Annotated in this window: 10 protein-coding genes; 6 read left to right on the top strand and 4 right to left on the bottom strand. The window is 64.4% G+C overall.

Annotation, left to right across the window (positions count from 1 at the left end):
• Nucleotides 1-570: 570 nt before the first annotated feature.
• A complete protein-coding gene (locus tag FJ471_RS33210; protein WP_140810070.1) occupies nt 571-798 on the top strand; it encodes a hypothetical protein in 228 nt (75 codons plus the stop codon).
• A gap of 101 nt (nt 799-899) precedes the next feature.
• Here FJ471_RS33210 and FJ471_RS35625 read toward each other — a convergent pair whose 3' ends face one another.
• A complete protein-coding gene (locus tag FJ471_RS35625) occupies nt 900-1,022 on the bottom strand; it encodes a hypothetical protein (RefSeq protein WP_263497842.1) in 123 nt (40 codons plus the stop codon).
• Nucleotides 1,023-1,707: 685 nt separating this feature from the next.
• On the opposite strand from FJ471_RS35625, the gene FJ471_RS35025 reads away from it, so the two are divergent.
• Nucleotides 1,708-1,953 (top strand): hypothetical protein, encoded by a 246-nt coding sequence (locus tag FJ471_RS35025; RefSeq protein WP_181179928.1) that lies wholly within the window; start codon nt 1,708-1,710, stop codon nt 1,951-1,953.
• Between the two features lie 65 nt (nt 1,954-2,018).
• Here the strand turns inward: FJ471_RS35025 and FJ471_RS33200 are convergent, their stop codons facing one another.
• Entirely contained in the window at nt 2,019-2,954 is a 936-nt protein-coding gene (locus FJ471_RS33200; RefSeq protein ID WP_140810055.1) for a hypothetical protein, read from the bottom strand.
• A 242-nt stretch (nt 2,955-3,196) separates the two neighbouring features.
• On the opposite strand from FJ471_RS33200, the gene FJ471_RS33195 reads away from it, so the two are divergent.
• The 4 genes from FJ471_RS33195 to FJ471_RS33180 all read left to right on the top strand — a co-directional run bounded on the left by FJ471_RS33195 (nt 3,197) and on the right by FJ471_RS33180 (nt 6,693).
• Entirely contained in the window at nt 3,197-3,418 is a 222-nt protein-coding gene (locus FJ471_RS33195; RefSeq protein WP_140810040.1) for a hypothetical protein, read from the top strand.
• A gap of 348 nt (nt 3,419-3,766) precedes the next feature.
• Complete coding sequence (locus tag FJ471_RS33190; RefSeq protein WP_140810034.1) at nt 3,767-4,252, top strand: RidA family protein; 486 nt, start codon at nt 3,767-3,769, stop codon at nt 4,250-4,252.
• Nucleotides 4,253-4,339: 87 nt separating this feature from the next.
• Nucleotides 4,340-4,561 carry an alkylphosphonate utilization protein gene (locus FJ471_RS33185; RefSeq protein ID WP_140810027.1) on the top strand — a complete coding sequence of 74 codons (222 nt, stop codon included), beginning with the start codon at nt 4,340-4,342 and terminating at the stop codon, nt 4,559-4,561.
• Between the two features lie 137 nt (nt 4,562-4,698).
• The gene (locus FJ471_RS33180; RefSeq protein WP_140810019.1) at nt 4,699-6,693 is read left to right on the top strand and encodes an acyltransferase family protein; all 1,995 of its coding nucleotides are present in this window, start codon (nt 4,699-4,701) and stop codon (nt 6,691-6,693) included.
• Between the two features lie 54 nt (nt 6,694-6,747).
• Here FJ471_RS33180 and FJ471_RS33175 read toward each other — a convergent pair whose 3' ends face one another.
• Together FJ471_RS33175 and FJ471_RS33170 are read right to left on the bottom strand one after the other, a co-directional pair.
• Nucleotides 6,748-7,101 carry a cupin domain-containing protein gene (locus FJ471_RS33175; RefSeq protein WP_140810009.1) on the bottom strand — a complete coding sequence of 118 codons (354 nt, stop codon included), beginning with the start codon at nt 7,099-7,101 and terminating at the stop codon, nt 6,748-6,750.
• Nucleotides 7,102-7,520: 419 nt separating this feature from the next.
• Nucleotides 7,521-9,422: AI-2E family transporter (locus FJ471_RS33170; protein WP_140810001.1), on the bottom strand; the 1,902-nt coding region annotated here is incomplete at its 5' end.

Below are 9,422 nucleotides of genomic sequence, written 5' to 3'. Positions count from 1 at the left end.
CGGCGGACAGCAACTCAGGGGGAAAACTGTAACCCATGTATCCGGTTCAAACTGTTACCCATCTATCGGCTGGACACCACATCCTGATACGCCGTCGCGACACCGCGGAACCAACCGCGCGTTGCGGGCGATATCCCTATAATATTAGATATTGCTAACGTATATTATCGTACGCAGGACAAACCGTGTCTGTCATGGAACCCGCGGCGCAGTCAGCGCGTTGCCGGGCGCCTGGGAAACAGCGGGAGGCTCGCTTGAGCGAATTCAGGAAGTTCGCCTGCCCTCGGTGCCTTGGCGCCGGCAAGGTGTTCGAGTGCGAGAAACGGGTGGCCTCGAACGGCACATGCTGCCCCTCCGGCGCGTTGCGCGACAATTGCCCGGGACAACGGGTCTGCTGCCAGGCTTGCAACGGAACCGGGCTGCGCGGCTACAGCGCGCCCTCTGTTCTGCAGGACTGAGCCTGTCCACCCCACGTCACGCGCCTGAGACTGGAGCCTTGCCTTTTATTTGCAATTTCTAATATAAAGACGCCCGCGCGAGAAACGTAAAGCGACGCCCCCGGAGGCGCGCATGAAAACCTATCGCGTCGAGGAAATAGACGGCGAAACCATAGTCGCGGTCCATGCGGCCGAAGCAAAGACGCCTTTCGAAGCGGCTGAGAGGGCGCTTGGCCAGAAAGTGACGTTGCGCGCCGGCGCCGACAGGTGGGTCCGGGTGGTCGACCTCACCGAGCGGCCGAGGCCGGTCAGACTCAGGCCCACCATCTTCGAATTCAAGGCAATCGGACAAAGGAAATAGCCGATCCGTCGGCTTTGAACGCTACGCACTTTTCCTGGAATTGCTTCTTGGTGGCCGCAATTCCGGACGGAAAACCGCTACGCACTTTTCCTGCAATTGCTTCAGGTGCTGGCGCCACCCATCAGGGCGGCGACCAGGGTCGCCAGGAAGACAAGCAGCCCCAACGCAACCCGGTCCAGCCATGACCGCCGTCTGGCAAGAACCTCGAACAACCGATTGGCCATCGCAACTTCCCCCCATTCGCTGGCAACATTCTATCACGTCTTTCATGAGCGGATCATGAAACGGCTCACAGATGCGACCGACGCCGCTTTCTAAAGCGCGTTGCGATCTTTCAGATTCGCTCCATGCGCTTTAGGGTTTTGATTTTACGGATGTCTTCATCCCGAAACCGGTTCCCACTTTCGGGAGACATGCTTTAGAGGGAATCCATCGTCGCCGGGCGCCGATGTTGCACTGCCGAATTGCGCCCAAAAAAAGTCGGGGTCGAAGGGACAGGCCGGCCGGCGAAAAATCAGCTTATTCAAGCGGATAGGCATATATGTGCGGCGCGGCTCGCCGGCCCTCGAAAAACCCGGAAATCCGCCATTTCGGGGCTTCTTGACGGGCCCCCAGCATGGCTGCAAGGCGTGCTTCGGGCGCGAAAAGGCGGCTAAGAAGGCGCTCTCGGGGCGCTCGCCGGCGGCGTTGACAGGCCCCCGCGCCAATGGCACTCCGCAACGACTGGTCACGCCATGACCGTTGCTGTTGGGGACGGACGGGGTTTCAGCAGCTTGGCGGCGGCGCCGGACGGGCGGGCACCTGCGCGGTGTACCGCCCGCTCCTGGCCGGTCAGGCTTCCAGCTTCAAATCGCTCGCTTCAAAACCGCTGGCGCGCGCCTCTCAATCCCGGCCCTGGGGATTCAGAACGTGAAGCCGGAGGATGGCAAGGCGGCGGTCACCGCCGAAAGCCTGTCACGTCTGGCAAGCGTCGGTTTGCAATATGGCTTCTTCATCGGCTGTCTCGACCCGGTCGACGACGAACACAGGAGGGCAACATATGCCCGGTGCCCGCCGCGTCAAGCGCAGACGAAATTTGGCACAGAGGAAAATTTGGCCGCCAAACAACCTGCCGGCGAGCCGATGAGCGCGCCAGCCGGCGTATCTGTAAGTTGATGTTAAGGCTTGAAATTTGAAGGGAGGGCGATGGCGATAACGCTCGACTTTGCGATGGTCCGGGGTTAGCCGGCATGCTGCAGCCAATGGCGGTCGAATACGTCGAGGATGGCTCGGAACTCGGCCGGCGGGATCTGGATAGCGCCGTCGTCGCTGAAGGCGTCGAGGAATTGATCGAGCTGGCGGTCGATCGCTTCCGGGTGATCCAGGCCGATGCCGAGGCTTGCCAGGTCGGCGGCGATCGAACCGCCGGCCGGTAGATATCCGCCCCATGTCCCGGCGCCGGATGCCGCATCGCGCAGCCGCACCAGTAGGATCCGGGTCAGCGACGGCTGCGCTTCGGGGCCGATGACAGCCGAGCCGCACATATAGCCGCCGAGCACGCTGACCGGCTGTGTCTGCGGGAACAGGCACAGGAAGAACTGCGTGTCGCCGCCGATATCCTTGAGATGCAGGTAGAGACCGCGCTTTGCCGGCATCACCGGGCCGACGAGCTGCAAGTGCCCCGTCGGCAAGGTCTCGCCATAGGTAGCCGTCAGCCCGTGCACGCCCGGTCCGGCCTCGATCGACAGGCGGCCCTTGATCAGCTGGCCGCGATAATAAGGCGACCAGGCGCGCGAATAGCATGCATAGGTCGCGGCAAGCCCGGAGCCGACGCCGCGCTCATCGTGCGAAGAGGCATCGAACTGCAAGCCGGCGCGTCGCTCCAACTCGGCGCTGTCGATGCCGTGGCGGGCTGCGATCGCCGCGGTGAAGGCCGGCAGCTCGCTCTCGGCGATCCAGGCGCCGGGCTGCTGCTCCAGTTCAAGCAGCTTCGCCCAGTCGTCATAGACGCTCATCTGTCGCGGCCGCGCGCGGCCCTGCAGCCATTTGTCGGCGCGGCCGAGATCGAACGCCGTCTTCGGGTTGATGGCGCGGAACGCCGCCGCCAGGTCCTTGCGGGTCACCGTTCCCAGCACGGCCGATGTCAGCCTCAGTTTCTGCGCGATGTGCTGCGCCATGCCACGAATTCCCCGATGTTTCTTCGCCGCCTAAGTGTTTCAGCGTTCCGGCGGGAATCGCCAAGCTTCTCCGACGCTTCTGGCTAGCACGCCGGCAAACAGTCTCCACCCCGTCGGTGCTTTATTTTCATCTACTAATGTTACTGGAATTCCAAAGAATTCCACAGCGTTCCGCGCGCGTGGTCTTTGCGATGAGACATGCAGCGCTAGGGTGGCTTCGGGGCCAATTCAGGGGAGCTGTCATGAAAATCCTTCTATCCGCGCTTGTTATGGCGCTTGCACTGTCGCAAGCCGCCGAAGCCAAAACGAAAATCCCCCCGACCGAGGCAAAGACCGGCACCGAGAAGAGCCGGCCGCTGCTCGATCAGACGGCCACCGGCGGCATCGTGCCTTCGGCGGGCCTGCTGTCGAAGGACGCCGAACCGGGCCAAGCCTATCCGCAGCCGCTGGACCTTCATTTCTAGATCAATTCCGGGAGACGTGCTCGGCGGTTTTGGTCCGGAACCGCGTAAGACAAAAGGTAGCCATTCCGGGGGGCCCATAGCCGGTTCACCATCCCGATCGGCGAGGAAAAAGCGGCGGCCGGACGGCCGAACCAACAGCCGCCCGGCCAGCCTGAGGGCTGGGGGCTTGGCGCCGTCGGCGGGGCGGCGCCGCCCGCGCGGATCGCAACGCCATGGTCCGCGCGGGTCAGGCTTGCGGCCGGTCACCCCAGATCATTCTTCTTCAAGCCATTCTTGACGAATGCCCAGCGAACCGAAAAGCTCGGCCGCGGCGCCGCAATGGCGCGGTGCGAGAAGGAAGGCCATGCCATGCCGGGTGCCGACGAAAAGCTAGCCGTGCTCGGCATCGTGCTGCCGCCGCCCTTGAAACTGCCGCCGGGCATGGTGCTGCCCTTTCCCTGGGTGAATGTGCGCGGCGACCGCGCCTATATCTCCGGCCACGGGCCGCAGGAGCCGGACGGCGCTCTCGCCGGGCCGTTCGGTGCCGTCGGCGAGAACGTGTCGCTTGAAGAGGCGCGGGGCTCGGCCCGCAAAGTCGGGCTGTCGATGCTCGGCAGCCTGAAACGCGAGCTCGGCAGTCTCGACCGGATCACCGGCTGGTGCCGCGTGCACGGCATGGTCAATTCGGCATTGCGCTTCACCGAGACGCCGGCGGTGATGAACGGCTTTTCGGACCTCATCCTCGAAGTCTTCGGACCGGAAATCGGCCGCCATGCCCGCACGGCCATCGGCGTCGCCGCCCTGCCTTTGAATTTCCCGGTCGAGATCGAGGCCGAGGTGATGCTTGGGCGGTGAGCATCCCCCAGGTTTCCAGCCCGCTTAACCAGGCCGTGGTCGGCGCGATACGCGGGCGCAGGCCATCCAACCAATGAAAGACCCGCCATGACCGACCCTATCGTAAAAGACAGCAACGGCACGCCGCTGAAAGATGACGACTCCGTGACCCTCATCCAGGACCTCAAGGTCAAGGGCACATCGGAAACGATCAAGCGCGGCACGCTGGTGAAGAACATCCAGCTAAACGGCAATCCCGGCGAGATCGAATGCAACACCAAGCAGGTCAAGGGTCTGGTGCTGAAGACGGAGTTCCTGAAGAAGGCCTGATAGCGGGCCGAGGCTCTGCGATGGCCTATCTCCCCTTATGTTGCACCGCGTTAGATTTGTTGCATTGCGATATCATCCCATAGGGCCGAGGCTTTACCGCGGGCGGGATACGAACGACCATTGCGAGGTTCGTATTCGTGTCAGCATCGGCGCAGGATTTCCGACCCGACATAGAAGGGTTACGGGCGCTGGCCGTGGCGGGCGTGGTCGCCTTCCATTTCGGCCTGACCGCGCTGCCCGGCGGCTTTGCCGGGGTCGACATCTTCTTCGTCATCTCGGGTTATCTGATCACCCGCCATCTGGTCGCCGAGATCTCCGACACCGGCCGACTTGATCTGTTGCGTTTCTATGCCCGGCGCGCGCGGCGCCTGTTGCCGGCCGCGCTTTTCGTCATCGCCGCAACGCTTGCCGCGGGCGCGATCATCTTGTCGCCGGAGGAGCAGGCGCTCTATTCCAAGGGCGCGATGTTCGCCTCGGCCTATATGATCAATCTGTGGCTGATCCGCTGGTCGTTCGACTATTTCGCCAATGACGCCACGAGCAACCCGTTCATCCACTACTGGTCGCTGTCGGTCGAGGAGCAGTTCTATCTTGCCTGGCCGGCGCTGCTGATGCTGGCCGCGTGGATGAAACCAGGCAAGCGCGCCATCATTGTTGCCATCGGCATTGTTGGCCTCGTTTCCTTCATCCTCTGCGCCTGGCTGACGAGCGTCTCGCAGCCTTGGGCCTTCTACTTTTCGCCGCTGCGCGCATGGGAATTTGCCGCCGGCGGCCTCGCATCGATGGTGCCGGCGCGGCTGTTGCAGGAGCGCCCGCTGCTGGGGCGGGCGTTGAGCCTGGCCGGCCTGACGATGATCGGGGTCGCTTATCTCACCTTCAGCGAGGACGCTCCCTTCCCCGGCTTTCTGGCGCTTCTGCCGGTGGCCGGCACAGTCCTTCTGCTCAAGGCGGGAGCGGCCGGCGCCAGGGACGGCACTCCTCATTCACACAATTCCGGACGGAATTGGGTGAAAGCCGCCCTGGCGCTGCCGCCTTTGCAATGGATCGGCAAGCTCTCCTATTCGATCTATCTCTGGCATTGGCCGGTCATCGTCTATGCCGGCATGCTGGCGCCGGAGCTGACGCCGGTCGAGCGGCTCTTCTGCCTTGCCCTGACGCTGGCGCTGTCCAGCTTCAGCTACCACCTCATCGAGAACCCGATCCGTCGCAATGGCTGGCTGATGGCCAGTGCGGCGCGGGCGCTGGTGCCGGCCCTCCTCCTGACCGGCACCGGCGTCGCAGCCGCCTATGGCAATGCCAGGCTTGCCGTGCACGACCTCGATCCGGAACAGCGCATCATCGCCGCAAGTGCTGCCGAACCGTCCACGGCCCGCGCCAAGGCCGGCTGCGTGCAGGACTACCAGAGCGTGACGCCGACCCCTTGCGTGTTCGGCGACGGCCGGCGCCTCATCGCCCTGTTCGGTGATTCCCATGCCGACCATTGGTCGACGCCGCTGATCGAGGCTGGCAAGAAGAACGGCTACCGGGTGGTGACCTGGTTGAAGAACTCCTGCCGCGCCTCGCGCATCAGCGTCTGGTCGTCCGAGCTCAAGCGCCCCTATGCGGAATGCGACCGCTGGCGCGAGCAGGCGATCACCGAGATCATCCAGGCGAGACCGGCGCTCGTGGTCATCTCGGAACTGGCGCTGACCAGCGGGCGCAAGATGGCGGGCCGCGGCGGCGACCCCGCAAACCAGGATGCCGACTGGCGGACCGGCCTACGCTCGACGCTCACCAGCCTGAGCAAGGCCGGGCTCAAGGTCGCCTTCATCCGCGACGTGCCGTTCAACAACGCCAATGTCGACACCTGCGTGGCGCGGGCGCTGTGGCGAGGCGAAACGCCCTCGCGCTGCGACCAGACGCGCGCCTACGCCGCCAACGACGCGATGGCGGCGGTGGAGCGAGACATCGTCGACAGCATCCCCAATGCCGCTTATGTCGACCTCACCGACCGCTTCTGCAGCGCCACCATTTGCCATGTCTTCATCGACGGCAAGCTCGCCTTCCGCGACCAGCACCATATGGCGACGCCCTTCGCGGAATCGCTGGAGCCGGAGGTGGAGAAAAAGGTGATTTCGAAAGTGGGACGCTGAAGCTGCCAATCTCCCCCCTTGTGGGGGAGATCAGCAGTTCCGGCGTCCGCGCCCTCACCCCGCCACGACGACGAAATGCTTGGTCACCGGCTCGAGGATCTTCCACGTCCCCTTGAAATCCGCCTCGACCACGAAGGCATCGCCGGGGCCGACCTCGACCGGCTGGCCACCATCAGGGGTGATGATGATGCGGCCGGCGATCATGTGGACGAATTCATAGTCGGTGTAGGTAGCGTGATAGGTGCCGGGCGAGGCGCGCCAGGTGCCGGACATCACCTTGCCGTCCTCGGTGGTGTGCTGCACGGCCGTCTGCATGGTCGGCGAGCCCTCGACCGCGATCCAGCCCGGCAGGTCGCCGCCTTCGGCATGCTCGACGGCGCCGAATTTGAGAATGGTGGGTCTGGTCATCGGTGGGCTCCTGGGTTCGCCGGAATTGGCTGAGGATGGGATAGCCGATGGCGGCATGCAGTGCACGCGGCGATGCGACAAAGCGAGGCGAAGTGGCGACGGATGCCTCCGGCCTTCACCGGATGGCGGGCTTTCCGTTTTCCGGCCAATGCCGGAATCCATAGCTGGCCGAGGCGATAGGCCGTGGCATATCAGCAACGCTTAACAGACATCGCGCAGAGTTTGCGGCATTGAGCATCGCTGTCCCGTTTCGGGACTGGCATCCGCCTTGCTATAAAGAGATTGCCGGTGTCCTCCCGCCGGTCCTGATCGGGGGATCAGGTCTTAAATCTCGCCGGGCCTGTGGGCTTTGGGCATCAGGGTCAGGCCCGGCGAGTTTTCTTTCTTCACTGTCATGCCGACTGGCGTGCGCCCCGCCTTCACTGCGCGGCCTGCAATTGCTTCCGCCGCGACGGCGGTCGGCGGCGGTGGGCGGCTTTCAACGTGACCGCCGCCTTGTTGGAGAGCGCGCCGGTCACGGCGTCGACCATGCCGAAGGCGGTGAAGTCGGCGTTCATGGAGGCGGCGAGGTCTACCGCCGCCTGGGCGTCGTCGTTGCCGACTTCCGACCAGAGCACGATGCCGACGCGCAGCCTTGGCTTGATGCGCTTCAACCTGCGCACCGTGAAGCGCGCGTGCTGGGTGGACTGGCGGTTGAGGAAGCCGATGACGACGCTGTCGATCGCCGCGAGATCGAGGCGCCGGATTGCGGAGGGCTCGAGATCCGCGAAGCTCGCGCGCGTCGCTTCGGCGCCTTGCACCTCCAGCACCTGTGCCAACATGGCTGCGGCGGCATCGTCGAGCTCGCCGCGCCCGCCGGCGCAAAGCACGGCAATGCCTGAACCGTCCGGCAGGTCGATCTCCTCATCGTCGGCTTCGCCGGACTTGTCCTCCGGTTCTTCGGCGGCGCTCTTTTCCGAGGATTTGCCTTCCTCCGCCTTGGCGGCCTCCTGGTCCTCTTCCTCCTCGGCCTCCTGCTGGGCGCTGTCGTCGAGATTGGCGACGAGCGTCATGGCGCTGTCGGCGACCTGCCTGCGCTGCTCGGCGTCCATGACGCCGCGCTCGCGGTCCTGCTCGCCAAGCAGCAGAGCCGGGATCGCCACCTTGCCGTAGAATTCGAACAGGTACTTGTCTTCCAGCATCTCCTCGGCGTGGTCGGTCGCCTCTTCCGGATCGCCGGCCAGCAGCCGCTGGTAGAGTCTGGCATGCGGCTCCAGCATCGGTTCGTTGCCGAACAGGACATCGAGGAATTCGAACTGCGGCACATGCCGGCCGAGCACCACAAGGCAAACGGTGAGCGGCGTCGACAGCACCAGGCCGATCGGCCCCCAAAGCCAGGTCCAGAAGATCGCCGCCACGATGATGGCCAAAGGCGAGAGCCCGGTATGCGAGCCGTAGAGCCACGGTTCGATGACATTGCCGGTGACGAGCTCCACGACGATGAAAAGCGCGGCGGTCCACAACAGCAGCGACCAGCCGGGCGCCACGGCCAAAGCGAGGAACAGTGGCAGCAGCGCGCCGACGATCGGCCCGATATAGGGAACGAACCGCAGCGCCAGCGCCAGCAGGCCCCAGAGCAGCGCGTTGGGGATGCCCAGCACCCAGAGCCCTATGGTGATGGGGACGGCATAGATGGCGTTGACCACCAACTGCATCAGCAGATACTGGCCGACGCGCTTGCCGGCATCCTGCAGCGCCTGCGTGGTGCGGTGGAGGTCGCCATAGCCGACCAGCCGGATGAAGCGGTCGCGCAGGTCCTCGCGCTCCATCAGCATGAAGATGACGACGATGATGACGAGGCCGGCGGAACTGAGCGGGCTGATCAGCGGGCCGACCAGGTTCTGCAGCACCTCGAGCGGCTTTTCATGCGAGACGACCTCGACCGGAATCGGCTCGCGCTTCGGCGCCTCGGCGGCCGAAGGCAACTGCGGCTCCTGGCGGTCGATCTCCTGGCCGACACGCTCGATGACGCCGCTGAGGCGCGAGATGATGCCGCCGCCGAGGCCGTTTTCCTTGAGCGCGCGGACCTTGGTCAGGATGTTGATCTGGTAGACGGGGATGTTCTGCGCGAGATCGCTGACCTGGGTGGCGACGACGAAGGAGAACAGCGACAGCGCGGCGAACGCGCCGGCAACGCTGGCGATGACCGCCGCGATGCGCGGGATGCCCAGGCGCTTCAGCCAGGACACGACGGGGGCGATGGCGAAGGTCAGGAGCAGCGCAACGGCGATCGGCAGGAACACCTCGCGCCCGAAATAGAGCGCCGCGACCGTGGTGACCAC

This window comes from Mesorhizobium sp. B2-7-1 (assembly GCF_006440735.1).
In the GTDB taxonomy this organism is placed as follows: domain Bacteria; phylum Pseudomonadota; class Alphaproteobacteria; order Rhizobiales; family Rhizobiaceae; genus Mesorhizobium.
This window is presented reverse-complemented; position numbering and strand designations above follow the sequence as displayed.

What these genes read in the sequence shown, in the direction of transcription:
- FJ471_RS33210 (WP_140810070.1), top strand. Translation starts at nt 571, where the DNA reads ATGAAAACCTATCGCGTCGAGGAAATAGACGGCGAAACCATAGTCGCG.
- FJ471_RS35625 (WP_263497842.1), bottom strand. Translation starts at nt 1,022, where the DNA reads ATGGCCAATCGGTTGTTCGAGGTTCTTGCCAGACGGCGGTCATGGCTG.
- FJ471_RS33200 (WP_140810055.1), bottom strand. Translation starts at nt 2,954, where the DNA reads ATGGCGCAGCACATCGCGCAGAAACTGAGGCTGACATCGGCCGTGCTG.
- FJ471_RS33195 (WP_140810040.1), top strand. Translation starts at nt 3,197, where the DNA reads ATGAAAATCCTTCTATCCGCGCTTGTTATGGCGCTTGCACTGTCGCAA.
- FJ471_RS33190 (WP_140810034.1), top strand. Translation starts at nt 3,767, where the DNA reads ATGCCGGGTGCCGACGAAAAGCTAGCCGTGCTCGGCATCGTGCTGCCG.
- FJ471_RS33185 (WP_140810027.1), top strand. Translation starts at nt 4,340, where the DNA reads ATGACCGACCCTATCGTAAAAGACAGCAACGGCACGCCGCTGAAAGAT.
- FJ471_RS33175 (WP_140810009.1), bottom strand. Translation starts at nt 7,101, where the DNA reads ATGACCAGACCCACCATTCTCAAATTCGGCGCCGTCGAGCATGCCGAA.